This is a genomic window from Halobacillus sp. A5, from assembly GCF_024189315.1.
Lineage (GTDB): Bacteria > Bacillota > Bacilli > Bacillales > Halobacillaceae > Halobacillus_A.
The window spans coordinates 1-20,869 of record NZ_JAIZEO010000009.1 but is presented as its reverse complement, the minus strand read 5'-3'; the positions used below and the strand labels follow the sequence as shown (position 1 = coordinate 20,869).

The 20,869-nt window shown below is 35.6% G+C and carries 24 protein-coding genes; 12 read left to right on the top strand and 12 right to left on the bottom strand.

Translation table 11 applies throughout. From position 1 onward, the window contains the following. Positions 1-76 precede the first annotated feature (76 nt). On the bottom strand, positions 77-1,765 hold the full coding sequence (locus LF822_RS22180) for a sensor histidine kinase (RefSeq protein WP_253926269.1): 1,689 nt from the start codon (positions 1,763-1,765) through the stop codon (positions 77-79). Position 1,766: 1 nt separating this feature from the next. Continuing rightward, positions 1,767-2,486, bottom strand: a complete 720-nt coding sequence (locus LF822_RS22175; protein WP_253926268.1) for a response regulator transcription factor — start codon at positions 2,484-2,486, stop codon at positions 1,767-1,769. A gap of 94 nt (positions 2,487-2,580) precedes the next feature. Between LF822_RS22175 and LF822_RS22170 the strand changes: the two genes are divergently transcribed. From LF822_RS22170 to LF822_RS22130, 9 genes are all read left to right on the top strand, one after another. Then, on the top strand, positions 2,581-3,264 hold the full coding sequence (locus LF822_RS22170; protein ID WP_253926267.1) for an ABC transporter permease: 684 nt from the start codon (positions 2,581-2,583) through the stop codon (positions 3,262-3,264). Further along, positions 3,264-4,181: an ABC transporter ATP-binding protein gene (locus tag LF822_RS22165; protein ID WP_253926266.1), complete on the top strand. Its 918-nt coding sequence runs from the start codon at positions 3,264-3,266 to the stop codon at positions 4,179-4,181. The genes LF822_RS22170 and LF822_RS22165 overlap by 1 nt, the downstream gene beginning before the upstream one ends. Before the next feature lie 55 nt (positions 4,182-4,236). Continuing rightward, positions 4,237-4,413: a hypothetical protein gene (locus tag LF822_RS22160; protein WP_253926265.1), complete on the top strand. Its 177-nt coding sequence runs from the start codon at positions 4,237-4,239 to the stop codon at positions 4,411-4,413. A gap of 186 nt (positions 4,414-4,599) precedes the next feature. Then, on the top strand, positions 4,600-4,809 hold the full coding sequence (locus LF822_RS22155; protein WP_253926264.1) for a hypothetical protein: 210 nt from the start codon (positions 4,600-4,602) through the stop codon (positions 4,807-4,809). Positions 4,810-4,931: 122 nt separating this feature from the next. Next, complete coding sequence (locus tag LF822_RS22150; RefSeq protein ID WP_253926263.1) at positions 4,932-5,618, top strand: ATP-binding cassette domain-containing protein; 687 nt, start codon at positions 4,932-4,934, stop codon at positions 5,616-5,618. Continuing rightward, positions 5,608-7,035, top strand: a complete 1,428-nt coding sequence (locus LF822_RS22145) for a hypothetical protein (RefSeq protein WP_253926262.1) — start codon at positions 5,608-5,610, stop codon at positions 7,033-7,035. Before LF822_RS22150 ends, LF822_RS22145 begins: the two co-directional genes overlap by 11 nt. A gap of 156 nt (positions 7,036-7,191) precedes the next feature. Next, complete coding sequence (locus LF822_RS22140; RefSeq protein ID WP_253926261.1) at positions 7,192-7,425, top strand: response regulator transcription factor; 234 nt, start codon at positions 7,192-7,194, stop codon at positions 7,423-7,425. 219 nt (positions 7,426-7,644) lie between these two features. Next, positions 7,645-8,919 carry a helix-turn-helix domain-containing protein gene (locus LF822_RS22135; RefSeq protein ID WP_253926260.1) on the top strand — a complete coding sequence of 425 codons (1,275 nt, stop codon included), beginning with the start codon at positions 7,645-7,647 and terminating at the stop codon, positions 8,917-8,919. Next, positions 8,916-9,092, top strand: a complete 177-nt coding sequence (locus tag LF822_RS22130; RefSeq protein WP_253926259.1) for a hypothetical protein — start codon at positions 8,916-8,918, stop codon at positions 9,090-9,092. Before LF822_RS22135 ends, LF822_RS22130 begins: the two co-directional genes overlap by 4 nt. 204 nt (positions 9,093-9,296) lie before the next feature. Here LF822_RS22130 and LF822_RS22125 read toward each other — a convergent pair whose 3' ends face one another. Both LF822_RS22125 and LF822_RS22120 read right to left on the bottom strand, forming a co-directional pair. Beyond that, positions 9,297-9,701: a type II toxin-antitoxin system death-on-curing family toxin gene (locus tag LF822_RS22125; protein WP_253926258.1), complete on the bottom strand. Its 405-nt coding sequence runs from the start codon at positions 9,699-9,701 to the stop codon at positions 9,297-9,299. Beyond that, a complete protein-coding gene (locus tag LF822_RS22120) occupies positions 9,702-9,965 on the bottom strand; it encodes an AbrB/MazE/SpoVT family DNA-binding domain-containing protein (RefSeq protein ID WP_253926257.1) in 264 nt (87 codons plus the stop codon). It abuts the gene before it with no gap. Positions 9,966-10,217: 252 nt separating this feature from the next. Here LF822_RS22120 and LF822_RS22115 point away from each other — a divergent pair, with 252 nt between their 5' ends. The 3 genes from LF822_RS22115 to LF822_RS22105 all read left to right on the top strand — a co-directional run bounded on the left by LF822_RS22115 (position 10,218) and on the right by LF822_RS22105 (position 12,901). Beyond that, on the top strand, positions 10,218-10,457 hold the full coding sequence (locus LF822_RS22115) for a hypothetical protein (RefSeq protein WP_253926256.1): 240 nt from the start codon (positions 10,218-10,220) through the stop codon (positions 10,455-10,457). Between the two features lie 523 nt (positions 10,458-10,980). Further along, positions 10,981-11,805, top strand: a complete 825-nt coding sequence (locus tag LF822_RS22110; protein ID WP_253926255.1) for an ArdC family protein — start codon at positions 10,981-10,983, stop codon at positions 11,803-11,805. Between the two features lie 589 nt (positions 11,806-12,394). Continuing rightward, positions 12,395-12,901 carry a hypothetical protein gene (locus LF822_RS22105; RefSeq protein ID WP_253926254.1) on the top strand — a complete coding sequence of 169 codons (507 nt, stop codon included), beginning with the start codon at positions 12,395-12,397 and terminating at the stop codon, positions 12,899-12,901. Positions 12,902-13,211: 310 nt separating this feature from the next. On the opposite strand, the gene LF822_RS22100 is transcribed toward LF822_RS22105, so the two are convergent. The 8 genes from LF822_RS22100 to LF822_RS22065 all read right to left on the bottom strand — a co-directional run. Beyond that, a complete protein-coding gene (locus LF822_RS22100; RefSeq protein ID WP_253926253.1) occupies positions 13,212-13,361 on the bottom strand; it encodes a hypothetical protein in 150 nt (49 codons plus the stop codon). Positions 13,362-14,334: 973 nt separating this feature from the next. After that, complete coding sequence (locus LF822_RS22095) at positions 14,335-14,625, bottom strand: hypothetical protein (protein WP_253926252.1); 291 nt, start codon at positions 14,623-14,625, stop codon at positions 14,335-14,337. Then, positions 14,600-15,382 carry a ParA family protein gene (locus LF822_RS22090; protein ID WP_253926251.1) on the bottom strand — a complete coding sequence of 261 codons (783 nt, stop codon included), beginning with the start codon at positions 15,380-15,382 and terminating at the stop codon, positions 14,600-14,602. Before LF822_RS22090 ends, LF822_RS22095 begins: the two co-directional genes overlap by 26 nt. Positions 15,383-16,583: 1,201 nt before the next feature. Continuing rightward, positions 16,584-17,009, bottom strand: a complete 426-nt coding sequence (locus tag LF822_RS22085; protein WP_253926250.1) for a GNAT family N-acetyltransferase — start codon at positions 17,007-17,009, stop codon at positions 16,584-16,586. Between the two features lie 157 nt (positions 17,010-17,166). After that, positions 17,167-17,712: a GrpB family protein gene (locus LF822_RS22080; RefSeq protein ID WP_253926249.1), complete on the bottom strand. Its 546-nt coding sequence runs from the start codon at positions 17,710-17,712 to the stop codon at positions 17,167-17,169. Positions 17,713-18,406: 694 nt separating this feature from the next. After that, on the bottom strand, positions 18,407-18,655 hold the full coding sequence (locus LF822_RS22075; protein WP_253926248.1) for a hypothetical protein: 249 nt from the start codon (positions 18,653-18,655) through the stop codon (positions 18,407-18,409). Positions 18,656-18,854: 199 nt separating this feature from the next. After that, positions 18,855-19,355 carry a hypothetical protein gene (locus tag LF822_RS22070; protein WP_253926247.1) on the bottom strand — a complete coding sequence of 167 codons (501 nt, stop codon included), beginning with the start codon at positions 19,353-19,355 and terminating at the stop codon, positions 18,855-18,857. A 552-nt stretch (positions 19,356-19,907) separates the two neighbouring features. Then, a partial coding sequence (locus tag LF822_RS22065) for a transposase (RefSeq protein ID WP_253926246.1) occupies positions 19,908-20,869 on the bottom strand: 962 nt, incomplete at its 5' end.

Here is a 20,869-nt window from a genome sequence, read left to right as displayed (position 1 = left end):
GTAGTGATGGTTTATTACACATACAATACAGTTACACAAACGTAAACGTTGATGTTTACGTTTGTAAAGAACCGTATTATGAGACAAGGAGGCTGAAAGTTAATTTAATTCTTGTTCCTACCCCTTTTTTACTAATTACTTCTATTTTTCCATTATGAGCTTCTACTAGTTGTTTTGTGATCGCTAACCCTAAACCGGATCCTTCCTGGTTAATTGTAGTAGAAGTGCCCCTATAGTATTTAGTGAACAAGTTTTCAACAGTTACCTCATCCATTCCTACCCCATTATCTTCTACTGAAATATGAAATTCCTTTTTCTCAGAATATAACTTTACCATTATTTTTGTGGTCGTTTCGTTATGTTTAACGGCATTAGCCAGTAAGTTACCGATAATCCTTTTAAACCACTTTGCATCCATTGGGAAAATGATCGGATTCTCTGTTTCATCTGAAAACTCGACATTATAGCTAGAGTAGTCTGGATGATTCAAGAACTCAATTATAATTTCCTTTAGAAGTGAAGCCACTTCTAGATTCTCTTTCTGCAATGGGAGAGAATCATACTTTAATCGATAAGTTAAGCTAAGATCTTCGATTAATGATTGAATGTACGTGCCTTTGCTATGAAGGGAATTTCCTATGGTCTGTATTTCCGAAGCAGACCATTCGTAATTAGGGGATTTCAATAACACAGCATATCCGACCATAGAGCTTAAAGGAGTCTTTAAATCGTGCGATAATCCGGCAATCCAATCTTCTCTCATTTGTATTAATTTTTCGTTATGTCTTTTGTTCTCTTGCAGCTTGTGAGTTAGAGTCCCCAAAGATTCATGGATCGTCGAAAAGACACGTGGAAAACGTATTTTCCCTCGTTTATTTGTCCTGTATAAATCAAGGGGCTTTTCTAACTGATTATTCGCTAAATTTTCAATCCAATCTAACATATATATAATCGGGATTCCCCATCGTCGAGCGTGATAATAAGACAGTAATACCAAGCTGATTATTACGCATAGTAGTAAAATCCCTAAATTAACGAGGACGGAGACTCCAAGTTCGTTATCTAAGGACTTAGCTGTATGTAAACTTTCACTAGGAACTCCTAATACAAGAATTTTATTATCTGAAAGGTGGGTAGTTGCGATATCATAGTCATTGTTACTGACTGGGGTTTTATCGCTAAAAACCACCCCTTTACTTATATTTTGAGGGTCATTATAACGGTCTTCCACATCCCCTGTTTCATTATAGATCAAATACCAACCCTCTTGTTTTTGGAGTTTTTCTTGGAAAGAAGAAGAACTTAGTACTTCTTCATTTCCAACTTCGTCTAAAAGTTGCTCGCTTGTTGAGGGGTAACCGTATAAAGTCATTAGGTTTTCATTTAACATCCAATACTTATATTTGTAAGAAGATTGGAAATCCCCCGACTTAATATTAACCAAATCAGACATAGAATAGAGAGCTTGTACATTATCGGACGTTTCTAAAGAGTTCACCACTCTCCCATCATCCACATTAATGACCTGAAGCCAGCCATTATTTTGTCTAATGTTTTCTTTTATCTTTTCACTAAATTCCACTTGATTTCCTATGGTGATATTACTTTCAATATAATCGTTATTTGCTCGGGTGAAATCCGAATTATACTCTTGTTGGGTTAACGTTTGGTAGAGATAGAAGAAGAAAACTCCAATAAGAATAATACATAAAATCAAGAAAAATATATGCTGAAAAATGAATTGTGACGTCAACTTGTTTCGCATATTATTCTGCTTTCACCATCTTATACCCTAGTCCTCTGACCGTCTTAAGAAACACGGGTTTCGAAGGAGTAGGTTCAATTTTTTCTCTTAATTTGTGAATATGTACAATAATTGTATTATCATCTATAAAGCTTCCTTTACTTCCCCAAACATGTTCGTAAATCTGCTCTCTTGTTAACACTCGGCCCGCATGCTCACAAAAAAATACAAGAAGCTGAAACAATTGGGCGGAACATTCTTTAGTTTCTCCATCTACTATGAGTTCAGCGGCCCTTTTATCCACTCTGAAATAACCAAAATCTATTTTTTCTTCTGCTTCGTTTTTGGTAGGTTTCGCATGTATCGTGCGTTTCAAAATTGCTTTAGATCTAGCTACAACCTCTAAGGGATTGAAAGGTTTTGTTATATAATCGTCGGCCCCGAAAGCAAAACCTGTTAATTTATCAAAATCGGTATCCTTAGCTGTAAGAAAGAAAACGGGGGCATCCGAACAATCTCTTATAGAGGGTAAGATCTCAAATCCTGATTTCCCTGGCAGCATTACATCCAAGAGTATCAAGTTAAAATTGGAAGTCTTCACTAATTCAAGCCCTTCTTCCGCATTGGTACATAAAGTAATATTCGTGAATTTTTCTTTTTTAAAGGTAAGATGAAGCATACTTAATATATCTTCGTCATCGTCCACAATTAAAATGTTGGGCTGGATATCAAGGGACACCATTTACCACCTCTTTTTGTAATTAATGTAATGTTAATCTAAATTACAGGTTGTGTAAATCTTACCATGGTACATTTTAGGTGAAGGGGGAATATTCATGTGGGCTATATCTTTACAAGAATTAAAAGGGTTAACTAAAGGCATTCGATCCATCATCATTACTTTGTTTATTACAGGAATTTCTTTACTGTTTGCTTACTTAGCTCAAGAAAATGGAGAATTGGTGGGAGGGGTTAGTAAAGAAAGTGCATATACGGGTGGTTTGTCCGTCGGGGTGATTTTCTTTGGAATTTTATTTGTATTTATCCTCTCCCATGATGCTATAAGTAAAGAGAGTCAGAACCGGACCATGAGATTTTTAGTTACGAAAACTTCTCGGAGAAACATCCTTCTAGGAAAAGCTATTGGAATTACACTGTTTTGGGCAATTGTTGTGTTGCTTTCTGTGAGTGTCATTTCACTTATAGCAAAAATGTTTTTTATAAAAACTTTTCTGCAATGTATCGTTTTCCTATTTTACGGCATCGCTATTTCCATGTTGGTCTCAACGTTAAGTAAAAAAGGATCCCAATCTCTATTTATAGGGTTATTAGTGTCTCTTGTTTTACCTGTAGCAAGCTTTGCAACAATTTTCTGGGATAACCTCCTTATCCAATGGATTAAATACCTCACACCTTACTATTATATGGACTTAAGCGTAGGGTATTTATCAATCGTAGTGGTTTTATCCCTTCTGATTTTTGGAACTTCCACCATTTTATTTGAAAAGAGGGATTTGTAATGGCTATTATAAAAACCAATAATCTAACAAAATCTTATAACCATAAGAAGGTTGTCAATGAAATCTCTCTGGAAGTCAATGAAAAGGAGATTTATGGATTTCTGGGGCGTAATGGTGCAGGAAAAAGTACGTTTATCAATATGATCACAGGGATTATTCTCCCTACTTCTGGTTCATTCGAATTATTAGGGGAAGCCAACGTGAATCTAGTAAAGAAAAGAATAGGGGTACTACCTGATTACTCCACATTTTATGATTCTATGTCTGCCATTGATCACTTGAAATTCTACAGTAACATTCAAGGGTTGCGGCCCTCGAAAAATTATCTCATGGAGACTTTAGAAGTCGTAGGGTTAACAGGCAATGAAAAACAAAAAGTAGGGAAATTCTCTTTCGGAATGAAAAAGAAATTAGGGATTGCTCAAGCGATTATAAATAAACCTGAATTGCTTTTTTTAGACGAACCAACTTCTGGGGTAGATGCTGAATCTGCTATACAAATCAAACAGTTAATAAAAAAACTGAATAGCGAAGGCCGTACGATTTTTATGACTTCTCACAATTTAAATGAAGTTGAGGAGATATGTTCCAGAATTGCTATCATGAGTAACGGGGAAATTCGTTCACAAGGGACATTACAAGAAATCAAGAGCAACCATACCAATTCTTTATTGGTTAAGGTTAGAGTACAAGAAGTTATAAAAGATCATGTTGAAAAAGAAATCTCTTCATTTTTAGAAGCTAACTTTGGAAAATTTCATTGGGAGAGCAACTATTTAACCGTTGAAATTGAAAATGAAAGTGAGATCCCTGTCATACTCAGAACACTGATGCAAAGAAAGGTGGATGTATTTGAGGTAAACGTGATTGAACCTTCATTGGAAGAGGTGTTCTTAGAGAAGAAAGTCGCCATTTAAGGTACTATAGATCAGTTGAAAATTAATGTATTCATAAAACGGAGGAGGATTGAACATGAAAGGGATCATTTTCATATTAGAGCTCCTGTTTCTATTATCAGTAGTAGGCCTAATTGCTTCATCGATAGGGTGGGAAGTACTACAAGAGTGGAAGCTTACTTTAATTATTACAGCAGGTGCCTTATTTATAATCACTGCAATTTTAAGGAAGCAGCGTAAAGCCTCTACTTAATATACCAACATGTTCAGAACCTTTCTGAACATGTTTTTTTCGTTTATTTACATAATCAAAAGCAGGTTTCAATTATTACGGATTTCCACAAAAACCCTTTAATTTCCTTTATTTTCTTAATTTTCAATGTAATATGAGATTCAGATAAGGCATGGCGCAAAAAAATTTACTTAGAGGTGATTTAAAATGTTTAGTTTAGCACTGAAGATTGGTAAAGCGATAGCAAAATACGGAAGTAAAGCGTGGACTGCCATTAAGAATGGAGCATATAAATACTATAATGCTGCCAAAGAAGCATGGGAAGGTGGACTTTGGTCATTTGCTAAATGGTTAGCTGGTAACTATACAGCACTTGAAGCGATCAAAGCTGCTTTAGAAGCTGCAGGATTACTATAAATTTTTTATTTTATCTAAAATAATGGTTTAAAATCAGCGCCATGCTTATCTTTTCCATTGTTCACTTGATATAATGAAATGACTATGAAAGAATATAGCTAAAAATTAGAGGAAGTTGTCCAATGACATACATAAAAGTACAGGGTTTAATGAAAAGTTTTGGGAGTAAGAGAATTTTAGAATACCTCGATCTAGAAGTAGACACGCCCTCCATTGTAGCTGTCATAGGAAATAATGGAACGGGAAAAAGTGTCTTTCTAAATTGCCTTCTCAACTACATGGATGCTGATAAGGGAGAAATTAACTTATTAGGTCATTCTAATAAAGACCAAATCTTCGTTCGTAAAAATACGGCCTTCATTTCATCTGATCATCAGCTTCATCTAGAAAAGTTAACCCCTAAAGAGTACTTTGATTTGATCATTTCGATTTATGATCTTCAACCTGAATTGGGCGAGGAAATGTATACTAAATATATGAAAGAATTAAATCTTATTAAGGATCTTCAGACTTCCTTTAAATCCTTATCATTCGGTAGTAAAAAGAAGGTTCAATTAGTAGGGAGCTTGTTATTCCAACCAGAAGTGCTGGTTTGTGATGAAATCTTTGAAGGTTTAGATTTTGACGCAGTAGAGTGGGTGAAACAACTCTTTGAAGAGAGAAAAATGCAAGGGAAAGTGACCTTATTTACCAGTCATATCATTGATTATGTAAAAGATATTTCTGATGTAATTTACATATTAAAAGAGGGTAAGCTTGTTAGTCCTCATCAAACTACAAAAAGAGAAGTTGATCAATATGAAGTTTAAATCCTATAGTAAACTACATAGCATTTATACTGAATCGCCTCCAAACACCCCCAAAATGATTTTGGGGAAATTTTTATTTTATTTTGTTTTATGGATCATTATTCTCTATAGCGTTTTTTATGTTTTTAATGTTTCTAGCGATACTTTCATATCCTTTTATTTAGGGATATATGTAGTATTGGAATTGTTGCTATTATTTGTTTTTATCACTTTGTATGAAAGCACTACCAGCATCATAAGTTTTTCAAAGACTGTCCCCATTAAGGAAAATCAATTATTCTTCTTTCACTTTATTTTAAGTGGATTCACATGGGAATTTGGCCTGGAAATCGCCATTATAATCATATTCTTACTGACGATTGACACACCAGTTTCAAATATTTTACTTTTATTGTTTCTTAGCACCTGTATCAAGTTTTTCAGAACGTATTTCGAGTTCTTTATTGTTTGGATGAAAACGCGCGAATTAAAACTTCCTTATTGGAGTTTTATCTTTTTAATTGTAGCTTTTATCGCCTATATATCATTCAGTGACTTACTTAGTTTAAGAGCTCAAATGGAAGTTTCCTTATCTATACAGTTGATTCTTTCACTCATTACTATCTTTTTATTCATTTCCTTAGGAACCTACAAGTTTATTTTAAGAAGCCTTTTAAGGGATAATCAAAGTAACTTTAATTTCCCTAAATTTAATAACTATACAGCCTCGCTCTCTCATATATTCAGCTTAGTTTTTAAGGCAAATAAGCACTTTCAAACGTTGATTAAAATTACTTTTACTAAATTATTTAGGGATGTTGACTACTTAAGCGCTATTCTTCGAATGAATACGACTGTTTTAGTTTTTCTTATTATCAGTAAAAGCTTTTTCTCTTCCTCGTCCATTGGCCAGGATACAGATATTCTTTTTGATATTTTGTATATTGGATTCATTATTAACTTCTTGAATATTAGTAATGTGAAAATGGATTACAATTTTAACGAAAAAAATAGAATGGACTTCTTACCCCTCAGTCTTAAAACAGAGAGAAAAGCCTGGGATATTGTAAACAGTTTCTTTTTGTTTATGAATTTTAACTTCTTGCTATGGTTATATACCATAGTTGAAGGGGCTCCTCTGAACCATATTTTAACGGGGTATATTGCTTTCTTTACCTTTTTAATGTTAGGTCTCTTGTTAGAAAGCTTTTATATATACAAAGTCACGAAGAAAACCAAGATTGCCCTCTTTATTAGCTTTCTTGTGGTCGGTTTAACGATAGAGGTGCTTTTTCTATCCTCTTTGAATTATATTGGCCAATTAGCATTGGGAGGAGTTTTATTTATAGTTACGTGTCTAGTACGGTATCAATTTTCCGACTTCAAGAAAAGAAAAAAGGTGACATCTTCTAACAACAGTATAATGGTGAAGAACTGATTCGAAAATCTGAGGATTTTCGTTTTTTTTTATATATTCGGAAAATTTCATCAAAATAGGGGCCTTAAAGCGTGATTATATTACAATTTTTTCAATACAAGTAGATAATTTTGTCTGTTACCATTGTAATAACGAAACTAATAGAGGAGCGATTACATGGGAAAAGGATTAGATGCTAGATTCTCTCCAATTGAAGAAAGAATTTTAGACATGATTGCCTTAGAAGCCTCTAACAAAGAAATAGCCCTTACTCTTAATTATTCCCAAAGAAATATTGAGTATCATATTTCCAAGATGATGAAAAGACATAATGTCCAAACAAGAGTAGGCCTTGTAGTGAAAGCTTATTCGTTTAAACTCAAGGAGGATTCGAGGCGAAAAGTCATGTAATTTACTACAAAGAGTGTTTTCTTCTCCCATTTTAACTTCTTCGACCGGAAAAGAAGCCGGAAATTTTCATCCACATCCATGTTATTATGTAAAGAAAGTCTTTTTTCTCAGATTTTCTATACTCGTTTATAGAGCCAATGTTAAAATATCCATGTATTGAAAAAAATGGTATAGATGCGTTTGCTTTCTATATTTTTTCAATATAGAGGAGGATTTAACATGTTTGTGGGAAAATTCATACGGTATAAAAGAAAGGAATTAGGATTAACTCAAGAGCAACTGGCTGATGGAATATGTTCTATCACTTACATAAGTAAAGTTGAAAATAACACCATAAAGCCTAAACAAGATATTCTATCCCATATTTGCAAAAAGCTGGATTTAGAACCCTTAGGATTAAAGGGGGACAATAACCAGGGCTTAATAAACCTAATGAAAGATGTTTACTATGGAATCGTAGATCGAATTAATCTACATGAGATTTCGTGTCGGTTGGGAGAAATTCAAGAAAAGATTAAGGATAAGATTGATCCTAATTTACAAATTGGATATAAACTAATTTTAGCTCAATACTTCCTATACCAAAGAGACGAACGAAAAGCTATGGAAAAATTAGATGAAGCAAAGCAAAACTTGAGTTACTTATCTAAAGAATTTAGGTTTTGGTTCTTTAATTCCTATGGATTGTATCAGTATTTATTTGGCTCACCACTGGACAGTTTAAACTCCTATAAGAAAGCAAAAGAAATCATGAATGAAATTGACCTCGAGCAAGCTCAAGCTAACATAAATTATCAGCTAGGATTAGTTAATGCTCAGTTAATGAATATTAATGATTCCATATTTTATACGAAAAAGGCTTTGGACATTTACAATAATCAATTGCATTTTCAGAGAATTTTAGATTGTAATATACTTATTGGAATCAACTACAACCGAATAGAAAAACATTCACTAGCGGAAAAACAATTTTTAAAATTACTTACTATTAGTGCCCCTATAAACGATCAGAAATATTTAGGGAAGATCTATCACAACCTAGGTTACACCTACTCATTAAAAAGAGAATATGACCTAGCTACTCAATATTTAAAAAAGGCTCTAGAACATAAGAAATCCCCTAAAGAACGTTTAAGCAGTATGTATGTATTAGCTTATGTTTTTAAAAAGAACAACCAACTAGAACTACAATTGGAATACATAAAGAAAGGGATTAAACTTTCGGAAGAAGAAAATAATTACGCTTTTTATTACAAGTTCAAAATAATGAAGCTTCTTTCGCTGGAAAATCAGGAAACTAAATCCCTATTTAAGACTTTAGAAAAGGAGGCCCTTCCTTATTACCAAAAATATAATCCGTCTCTTTATCAGGAGCTGAATTTACTCTTAGCTACCCTCTATAAAAAGAACATGCTATATAAAAAATCAACTCATTATTATGAGCGATATTTAGAGAGTACTAACGAAAATAGCATAAAGGAGTTTTTATATTGAAAAAGAAAATATCACATTTCCTGTTAGCATTTGCTTTTACCATTTCCATAGGACTTCCGGAAATTTCAGGTTTTCCGAACCTCCCGGATCCTCCTCATAAACCTGATAACGATGACTTTCCGGAAGCTAATTCAATTGATGAAAGAAGAGATACAATCCAAATCCAAATCTAAGTCTCAAAAACAACACTTTTTTATAGAGTGTTGTTTTTAAATGATTGGTAGCCTCCTCTGTTCACCATGCAGCAGATGATACGTTACCCTTTTAATTGGTTTACGAACTTCAAGGTTTTAAATCAATAAGGCTCACCTTCCCCGTTATTAGGCACAATAACCACAAACGTAAACGTTGATGTTTACGTTTGTGGTTATGAAGGTTTAATTTTGATACTTTGATGTATGGGCTTCTAACCATCCAGTTATATCCGTAATCGTCCCTCCTTTTCCTTGAGCAACGACTACGGTATATTCCTCATTCCCAGGCGTATTCTTCTTTAGTTTGTAGCCGTTTTTCTTTAGAAAGATATCAAGCGAAGCCAGGGCTGTTCTTTTATTTCCATTGTAGAAGCAATGGTTTCTAGCCAATGACTCAAATAATGCTGCAGCTTTCTCAAAAACTGTGGGATAGGCATCTTTTTCAAATGCGGTCTGTTGTGGACGATAAATAGCTGATTCAAGTAACCCTTGATCTTTGATCCCAGCCTGTTCTCCTCCTCCGTACTTTTTCATGACCATAAAGTGGATTAATACTACGTCTTTGGTTCTTAAATAAGCTATCCTCATTTAGCGGTCCTTCAGGTTTTTGAAAACTTCGTCGTGTTCTTCAAAGGTTTCCGAAAGCATTTCTAACATTTCCGTATCCACTTCCTCTTCCCACTTCCTCTTTTTATTTAAGATAATCTGATTATCCTTTACATCAAATTCGATCTCATCCCCACGCTTTATTTTTAGTGAATCAATAATTGATTTCGGTAACCCCACTCCAAGACTGTTTCCAGTCTGTACTACCTTACGAGTTTCTTTTTTACTCAAGGCCATTCCACTCATTTCTTATTATTCTCCTTTCTATCATTTCTTACTTATATATATATTATACATACTCACATAATGATGTACTTACATACTAACACAAATACACTGTATTTTACAGAAAAAACCGTGTACCTCCTAGGACACAAACGTTTACGTAAACGTTTGTGTCCTAGGAGGTACAGTATAGGAGAAAAAGAGAAATCAGAGAGGAGATATCGGAGTAAAGTCGAACTCTTTATATACCCACCTAGAAAGGAGGTTCATGGTATGAATAAGAAAATAGAGTTAATGTTAGAACGCAGTGGTCGTTCGCGTTACACGATCGATTGTACCTATCGCATGGATGATGGAGACCGGCAGATTGTCGTGATCGATCAAGAGCGTCCTCAGTTTTCCCCCATTTATATTCACTCCAAAGTTTCTACGTTACCGGATTCTTCTTTGAAACGATTTCTTCTTCAAGCCGATGGTTTTATTTCAGAGGGTATTTTTGATGCGGATTTCTAAAAAACTTTTAGGGCGACGGCATAAGGGGCTGATCCAAAAGCAACCAACGCTTTTCGTCAGCCCCTATATGTCGCTTCGGGATTAACCGCCCCGATACCGAGGGATTGTAAGCTCATTCCTTCGCCAACACTCCCTACGTTCCTGTTCCGTTTACCTATCGGCCATCCCGAACGAGTCGAAGTTCAAAAACAAAACTTACGTTCACCCAAAGGAAAGCAGACCTGCGTCTGCTTTTTTTATTTTGCTTATTTTTCCTTTTGCCCTCCGAATCGTAAAACCTCCCACATCTTCTAACCTTGCAGCAGGCAGGACACCCGAACCTTTCCTGCAGCAAGCCAAGAAGATGAAAAAGGAGTCCATAACCTTTCACGGCATATCCTCGCTTCGCTACGGTATTCCATGGTGTTATGGACACCTTTTTATGGGCGTTTTGAGATTCTCCATAGCAAAAGGGAAAAATCATTCCCTTTTGGGGAACCACCTTCGTTTCGGCGTTCCAAAAGAAAAATAAGGAGGAAGAATCATGAGTAAAAAAATCTATGAAATGATTACGAACCAAATGATTGAGAAGTTGGAGCAGGGCGTCGTTCCCTGGAGAAAACCTTTTAGAAATGGCGTGGCGGTCAATTGGAAAACACAAAAACCCTATCGAGGCATTAATACAATGCTGCTGGATGGTGGAGAATATGCCACTTTTAAACAGATCAAAGAAGCTGGAGGCAAGGTAAAGAAAGGTGAAACATCTCATATGGTGGTGTTCTGGAAGATACTTAACGTAGAAGATCAAGAAACGGAAGAAGAAAAAAAGATCCCTTTGCTTCGGTATTATCGAGTGTTTGAAGTGGGTTCGCAGGTGGAAGGATTAGAAACCAAACGAACCGTTGAAACGTTCGAGCATGATCCCATTGAAGAAGCTGAAAGGGTCAAAGAGGGGTATTTCAATGGTCCTTCTTATAGCTTTGTGAGTGGTCGAGCTTACTATGCTCCTTATGAGGATCGGATCAATGTCCCCCCTAAAGAAGATTTTGAGGACATTCACGAGTATTACAGTACGTTATTTCACGAAATGGTCCACAGCACCGGCCACAAGGACCGCCTCTATCGAGAAGGGATCACCGGAGAAATTAGCTTTGGCAGTCAGAACTACAGCCGAGAAGAACTGATTGCCGAATTAGGAGCTTCCATGTTATGCGGCGTGACGGGCATTGAGACTCAAACCATTGATAATAGCGCCTCTTATATTCAATCATGGTTACGGAAATTAAAAGATGATCCCACCTTGATTGTCCAGGCCTCCCAAAAAGCTCAAAAAGCCAGTGACCATATTCTAGGTGTAGAATATGTATAAACCATCCCCCTGCATGGCTGTGTGCAGGGGGTTTTTTTATCGTAAGGGATTAAGTAAGAAATAGGAATTGGTATGGAGGAGTAGCGTCAAAAAATGTGGATTTACAAAGCTGATAATTCTTATAAATCATCACTGCGCCTTATAGGATCACCCTTCATGGTTTCCCCTTGTTTTGGGGTGTGAGGTGAAGGCGGGGTGAATTAGCGGGGGAATCTCCCCTTCCTTCGCAAATCTCTCCTAGAACGGATACGCTTAGCGGTTTGGCAGGTACAATGGCTAATTCAAGCCGAGTTCCTGGAATCCTCGTTTTGGGTATGTTCGGCTTGGCGACCTATCTGCCCCTGCCAAAATTCGGAGAGCAAGGGGGAAAAGGTGGAGAATTTTTGAGCGAATTTCCCAAAAATTACGACCTGAACCTTGCTTGGAGAATAGCTCTTCATTTTACGTGAAAGAGTTCTCGAAGTAGGTGCCCCATTAAGGAATTTTGTGCTGAGTTGCCGTAGCAGAAATAAAATTGAGTATTATTGTTAACATTGTCAACAAACTTTTGTATAATATTGTTAACAATGTTAACAAAGGAGTGTTTGAGTTGAAAAAATCTACAGCTCTGATTGTGAATCAAATGTCGTCCTTTGAAAAGGTAATGCCAACTAATGAAAATGTGAACCTTGATGATGAAGCTCTAAAGAAGTTTAACGATGTTGAGCAAACATTCTTGCGGCTGGTCTGTTTTTTTGAAGAACCAGACGATGAAAATTTTAATTTAGCATCCATTTATAAGCACTTGGACGACGACTGGCTGAATCTTGCTTTACAGGCGATCCATGTCTTTTTTTCCGAGGATACCTATTTAATGAAAAAGCCTACTTTTAGCGTGATTCGAGAAAGCGATGAGTACAAAAACCAAACACAATTTGCTCAGTATTTAAAAGAACACGGTCTTCAATATGATCGATCAAAAATCAATGTATATGTAAAAAGGGGGATTGTTCCAACCCCTGATTTAGAAATTGCTGGGTCGAAATATTGGAAAGGATCAACGTGTGAAGTTTATCTGAAGAAAGAGATAGAAAAACGAAATAAAAGAGAGAATTAATTCAAAACCTGTGGTTCTTGTGGATCTCTCCTTAAACAAATATCAGAGGGGATTACTATCATTTCTGTGGTAGGCAACTGCTATCTTCATAGGTTTAAAGAAAATTATGAAACGATAAGTCTACCCCAAAAGAAAACAATAAGTTAAAGAAAATTGACAAAGATACTTTTATGTATGAAATCCATGATACTGATGTAAAAAAGAAATTAGAGGCGGAAGGGCATAAGTATGATCTCGACAGCACTTCTTCATTTGAAAATAATGATTCTGGGGAACTGCAAGCGGCGTATGGTGGATACGATTATAATCGTTATAATAGAATGTAGGTTAAATGGTGGGGTGTTGAAGTTTGGTTAAGTAAAACTACCGTCGCTAATATTCTTAGTGGTACAGTGGCCGCAGGCGCTATTGCTATAGGCATCGTATTACCAGGTATAGGATGGGCCATTGCTATAGGCATATCTTCATCCCTTAAACCTATTGTGTTCAAGGTAAGAGGAAAACTGATAATGATATCATCAGTTAATGTGTAGTTTAAATACATGAAAGGACTTAGTTCACTTTTACTTATGATTCTTCAATAAGAGTCTTAACGTTATGATTGATATAATTAAGGCAACAATAGAAATAATGAAAGCCAATGTCAGCATATGTGACTAAGCCCTCCTTTTCTTGCATTTTTTGAATAAAGAGGGTATGATAAACGTAAGATAATGGGTAGGAAAGGGGACTAATCCCCTTTCCTGTGACAGATAGTGGAACCTTCACCGCTTGCGACGGTGTGGGTTCTTTTTCTTTTTACGCAAGGATACTAACAAGACGATCAAATTAATGACAGCCACTGTTAGGTTTACACACGCAGTAAAAAGAATTAGAATCTGCTCCATCACTTACACCCCCTCTCTCTTTGGGGGTTGAGAGTATCATACCCTCAAATTTTATTATAACATTGAGTGCCTATTGATAGAGTTCATTTTATAAAATTGGTTCTCTTTAAAACGATATTTTGAGGTGACATCAATGCTACATAAACGTAAACGTCGACGATTCCCCCCTCCCGGTTGTGGATATTTCCAACTTATCAGCTATCTTTTTCTACAAAATAGAAACAAACGTAAACATAAACGTTTACGTTTGTTTCTTCTTTATATTTCTTGTATAGAAAAGGATACGTTAATCCTCATTTGGTAGTCTGTCCTGTGATTTTTTAATTTCTTCTGTTTGCGCAACGATGCTATTATTGATCCTTCTTAAGGTGTCATATATTGCTAAGATACCGCCAAAAATTTAAAACCAAAAAAGAAATGAAATAGGCCCCTTTCCCTTACTGCAGTAAAACAAAATCTTAGGAATAAGAAATATCATTTCTTTATTAAAGCGGTCCCTTCCCTATTTCTTTCAATACAAACGTAAACGTAGACGTTTACGTTTGTTCAGGAAAGGAATTGGCGTAAGGCCTCATTTATAATCCGGGTCTTCTCCCCTTTTTCTTTTCCTGCTTGGCTATCTAGCTGCTTGATAATGTCATTTTCAATGTAAAAGGTAGCTCGTTTATATTTATCTTCAAACTTCTTCTTTTTCTGGGGCGCATCCTTTTTCTTCTCCTGTTTAGGCTCTTCTTTCTGAAAAAGGGAGTCATGCGCTTTATTTAGTTGTTTCTCATTTTTTTCAGCACTCGAATTCCTTCTATTTAATAAGTTACTGTACTTGTCTTTCTTTGACACGAGAGATCAACTCCTTAATAAAACTTTCATATGGGGCTAGTGCGACACGATCAGCTTTCAGACGGTTTTGGATGCCTTCAATAGAAAACTCTTTGATTCGGCTTCTGCGGCGAATGACCGATTCAAATACAAGTTCTTCAAAGTCGTCTTTGGCCTGATCTAATATGGAAGAATCAATGGTGGCTCGAGCATCTAACATTGTCGTAAGAATACCAGCTAAAACCAAATCTGGATTTGTATTTTCTTGAGCACCTGCTAAGAACTCCAAATATCGATCCAATGCATCATAACAGAAGGGTTCCGACTGCAGCATAACGACTGCATAATCCGAAGCTGTTAATCCATTAATGGTATGGTCTCCCAGGTTTGGTGGAAGGTCGATCAAAATAAAGTCATATTCTGCTTTTACCACATCTAAGGTTTCCCGCAGTAATGTGGTTGGATGACCTTTGTATTCTCTATAGATATACCGTGGCAGGATTGAAAGGAAATCTTCCGCGGGTAACAAATCTAAGTTGTCACGCACTTGGTGTATGTACGGAATCGGATCCTTCTCTTTTAAGGCTTGTAATACGGTGTGTTCTGTAAAGTCATAGATATTTCTTTGGGTGAGCATGCCTGTCAGGTTCCCCTGGCTATCAAAGTCAACGGCGAGTACACGATACCCCATCTCTGCTAAAAGATAACTTGAGATTGCTGTGGTGGTGGTCTTCCCGACCCCACCCTTTTGAATACCGAAACTTATGGTCGTCCCCATAATCTCCCTCCTTCATCTTTTTCTTAATAGCATTATAACACAAACGTTTACGTAAATGTTTGTGATTTTAATATCTTTCTTCTCGTTGTTTGATTAAGTGGGTTAACGCAAACACAAACGTAAACGTTGATGTTTACGTTTGTGTTTGTTGTCTGTTTTTCTACGACAGCCACTACATTCCATTTTACTTATTGATTTTTGTTAGAACCCCATCAAATATCCATTCAGTGTTTCTCCCTTGATACTGCTTATATGCTTGACCCCATCCTTGTTTAGCTTTATCGAAGTCCCAATCAGAAACAATTGTATCAGGATCAGCCCACTTATCTTTTAAATCCGTTGAGTGGTGGGCTATCAAATAAAATGTGGTTTTTTAATTTGTTATTTTATGACATTTGAATAGAGGTTCTGTAGAAGGTATAGATTTCCATTAATAATGTTTAGTATGATCAAAACGAATAGTACCTATATAAAATGATTTGTAGTTTATCTTCAGTACCTTCATAACTTTATACCCATCAAATTAAAGTTTATAAATTCAAGACCCTACTTCCTGGGAAGATAGAGATCATAACAGAATGATATCAGCATATAATGAATTTTTATTTAGGAGAAAGAGTGATGATTTTGAATAAAGTAATTTGTTTTAAAGGCTCCCCTTATTACGTAGTAACCGAAGTCGATTCTTACTATTTCTGCCTTCGACTTAATCAACAGTTAAAGCCAGATCAAAAATTTGGCATCTCCAGAGTAAAGATACCTAAAAAGGAATGTGGAATGTACAAAACTTAAAAACATGCTCTTATTTTATGCAATGAACGAACTTCTTTATAAAAAAATCACACTTTGGACGGTAATTTTAAATAAACCTTTACGTGAAATCTATCAAAACTTAAAAAATCACATTTACAATATAAGTAAGGAAGGAGGAAGAACAAAATGTACACTTAAAAGAATAATCCTTTTATCCCTTCATAAATCGCAATTCCTACTACTACTCCCACTAACAGCTTTACTAAGTTCATAGTTTTCCTTCCCACAACGATTCCCCCTTTATCTTAGCTTCGATTTAATTTAACCTCATTAAGTGTTGAAAGCAAGCACTATATTGAGCAATAGCTCCCGTTAGCGGAAGACTCGATTTCGAGATATATCTTGGGAAATCTTTAACTTTACCCCCCCTTAGTTAAACTTACATATCTCAATAAGCCAGTTTCTTCGAAAGATAATACTGTTGATTATTATTATTGGGATGTTCTTCTATTACACCTACTATTTCATAACCATATTTTTGATAGAAATCTGGGGCTTGAAAGCTAAATGTATCTAGTTGAATAAGGTTGCATCTATTCTCTCTTGCTATTTCCTCTATATTATCTAATAACTGTTTTCCGTAGCCTTTTCCTCTAAGAGATTGATCAACCCATAAGAATTCAATGTGTAAGTTATACCAAAAAATCCTTCCAGTAATGCCACCTAAAATTTTCTCCTCTTCATTTCGAAGCATAAAGCTAATGTTCTTGACTGGGTGTTTTACTTCATCTGGTAATTTAGAAAGATTGTGTTCAATTACCTTTTTACGAATATAATTACTGTCTTCTTGATTCCATTGTTGAGTTATTTTCATAACTTTCCTCCATATAAGTTCTTGAATAAATATTTTAGCACAACGATATTGCCTGTGTTTATGTAAGAAAGGGGTAATGCTCTATTGAACAATCGCCCCAATTACTGGAAGACTTGATTTCGAGATATTTTGTAGGAAATGGTAACTAACGAACCCTTTAGTTAAATAGCACCTTATTTATAAATTCTGTTTTTGCTTCTGTATATCCCTCACGGTCATTATTAAATTCTTGTGCTAATTGGCTTTTAATTGTAGCGTATTCCTCTGCAAGGTGTGCATTAGTTCTTAATTTATTTCGAAATTTAAGTTGTTTTTCCCAACGTTCTTCTCCTTCTTGCATTAGGTGTAAATGAGCTACTCGTTTGTCGTTCTTTACTTTAACAAAAAATCTTCTCCAAGGCTGTTTGTCTAATTCGGGAGGTACATAATGCCAATCGTGTAAAGATAAGTTTTCCACTATTTTGTTGATAAGTTTAAATGATGGAATAGAAGCCATTAAGTCGATAATTGGTTTAGCGGGCAAATTAGGAATTGCTGTACTGCCTATATGTTCTACTTGCTTAACACCAAAAGCTGAAAGTAAATTGTATAGTTCTTTTCTCTCCCGAATGCCTTTGTCCTTCCACATAGGGTCTGGCTCTTTTAACTCAATTGTTTCAAATGCCCATACTGGGATGTTTTTATGGTCATTGCTATTGTCCATTAATCTATCCTCCCTCTTATTTTCTTCAACAAACCTTCTCCGTTATTCAAAACGATCGTCCATATTGAACAATTGCCCCAGTTTTTATAAGACTCAGTATCGAGATATCCTTAGGTAACTCTTTAGAATTTATTAAGTTGGTTGTTTAAAGCCAAAGTAATACAGCATAAACACTCCTACAAAGACAGTTTCCGCAACTAGAACATATAAGTCAGTTTTCGATTCTTGGATCTCGTTTAAGCTATGAAACATAACATAGACCCTCAAGGTAATTAATATCAAGGAGATGATTATTACTAAAAAACTCCCTGTAATCACAGAAGCAATGATATATATAAGCCACTTAAAAATAAATGCTCCTATTAACTTTGCCATAAACAACTTCCATTTACTTGGCAACATTAATTGACTTTCGTTGATACTTTTGAGGTTCTCTTTGTTTTTCTTATATTCAAGTATAGATGCGATATTGTTTAACATAAGAATTATCGTAAAAATAAATATGTATATATCTTCTGTTGTCCATTCATTAATACCAATGAAAACAACCTCCTCCTTTCCATGTTTAATTACAATTTATTGTTCGCTTAAAATCGATCAAGAAGACTGCCTCCTTGTTGGACAAATTCCCCCTTTAACGGAACAATGGACGCAATCCAATCTTCTTGAATTGCCCCCGTTAGTGCAACAATATTTAACCTAAATATACAATTTCACCGTTTTCCTTTTTTGCACGAACTGTGATTTTCCCTACACATTGCTCTGGGTTCTTATAACTATTTTCTACTTCATCAAATAGCGCAGATAATAGAGCTTCAACTTCTCTTATTGTTGTATCTTTAGGGAGTTTATGTACACCCATTAGCTCAACACCCTTAAAAGCATCCTCTGCGCCTTGCACATCAACTTCTCCATACGCTTTAACTTCAATTTCTATCTTCAAATTTATTACCTCCTGCAAGTTGTTAATTTATATATGTATTGCGCTATTAAGCAATCGCCCACTATAACAGAAGACTCGGTATCAAAGTACTTTAAATTATGACTTCCAAACTTGCTCTTTGTTTACAGAACAAAGCTTATAGATTCTTAATGCTGAGCAATCCATCTGTTCAAAAAGTTCGGTAAATATAAGCGATATTCTAGTAAATCAAGGATGCTAATTCTCCCATCGAAGGGTTGAATTCCGTTCTTACTTGAATAATTAAATCAATTGGATTGTCTTGATTGACGTCTTGGCTTGCATAAAGAGGTGATTTTCCTTCATACCAAACCTTTCCCTCTTTTTCTTTTTTCTCTCTTCCTTCGTTAAAATAAACTTCAATTCCGTTTTGAGTTTCAATGCTTAGATTATTATTGTTATAATAATCTAAAACTTCTTTCTCGCTTAGTTCAGTAGAAAGCTTCATATAAGCAACCATAGTAGGTCTCCCTCCACTTCCCCAAGGACCTCCTCCATAAAAAACACCAAAATTATGCCCTTTATCTAAAATCTTAGTATTTTGTGGAAGTTGATGAGAGTAAAATTCTTGCGCATAATCTTTCACTGTCATTTTGTCTTGTATATATAAAAAAACAATGATTAAAACTGGTGTTAATAATGCAATTAGCAACAACATAAAAAATTTGTAACTTCTTCTCATTTGTAAGCACCTTTCCTGGGGCAATTATTTAGGTTTAATCCATATTACCCCTCATCCACAAAAACCTCTTGTATAAATTACGAATAGACCTTTATAAAGTTTCAGTATAAGTAATTTCCACCTTTATATCTCGAAACTGAGTCTTCCACTAACCTCCCTCTATAAATAAAGGATAATCTTACGATTTCTCTGTTTTTCTTAGAATTTCATAGTTATCTATATCAATTCCTTATTTGAATAATGGTATTAAGTTGTATTTATGTCTAATTATGGACTTTTAGAGCCTGACCGTTTACACCCAATTGCTTGTTTGTTAAAAAATGGGTTATGACTGATTTATGAGTGCACTTATGGATGTCCACAAATCTCATGGAGGTGAACCCTCCCATGTCTCACAGAGTCAATGCTCTAAAATTCCTTCGTACAACCTTTCCATGAGGTGGATGTCAGTAATGCTGCCCTGCAGGATCAATGTCCGTAGGATTGTGGTTTGACTGACTAATCCGTGCTTCAAATGTCTACATAACTAAAATAACTACGACTACAAAAAAACTAAGCTGCTGGCTGTAATTCTTTCATATGAGGAATATCTCTTAACATCTTCTCTTCACTAAACTCAAATTGTTTCTTACCGATGGCAAACAATATTCTTATCAGTTTGTTACACAAGGCAATCATCGATTGCATCTTTTTCAGAGGATTGTTGGGTCGTTTCGTATAGTATTCATGTAGGGCTTTAAAAGCAGAATTCTTGGCAACAAGAGGCATGACGACTTTAAACAAAAGGGCTCTCAATTTCTTTCGGCCTCGCTTTGTAATTTTCGTCTGACCTTTATGTTTTCCTGAAGTATTCTCTTTCAAATTCAAGCCTGCTAACTTTATAATCTGGCGAGGATGAGAGTAGCCGTTAAGGTCTCCGACCTCTGAAAAGAACCCAACCACAGTGTCTCTTCCTATGCCTGTGATTCCTAGCATTTGTTTTACGCCAGGGACCTGTTCAAGAAAAGAGTCCATTCTGGACTCAAGCTCTTCCAACTTTTGATGAATCAATTGATACTTTTCTAACAAGGTATGAAGTTCTAATTTAGCCATATCCGAACCTTGACGAACACCTACTGAACAACCAGCCACTCGCTTTAATTCCTGCATCTTATCTAAACCTACCCCACGTTTGACTGTCTTTCTAAGGTGCATCATTAATTCTTGATCTGTGAGGTCCATAAGTTCGTGTGGAAGTAAGTTAAGTTTCAATATTTGAAGAGCTGCTTTACCTTCCCAATCTTTAAACACCGTTAATAACTCAGGGAAATACCGATCAATCCAGTTATGGATCTGTCCCTGCACCACTTGAAGGTCGACAGATAGAAGATCGCGAATTTTTTTAGCCCCACGGAGTTCTGCATAAACTCCTTGCGGAATGTTTGGTTCAGCGTATCTCCCATCTTTCACTAATTGTGCAATAACCTTCGCATCTTTGATGTCATTCTTTGTAGGTGAATTATCATCCAACTCTT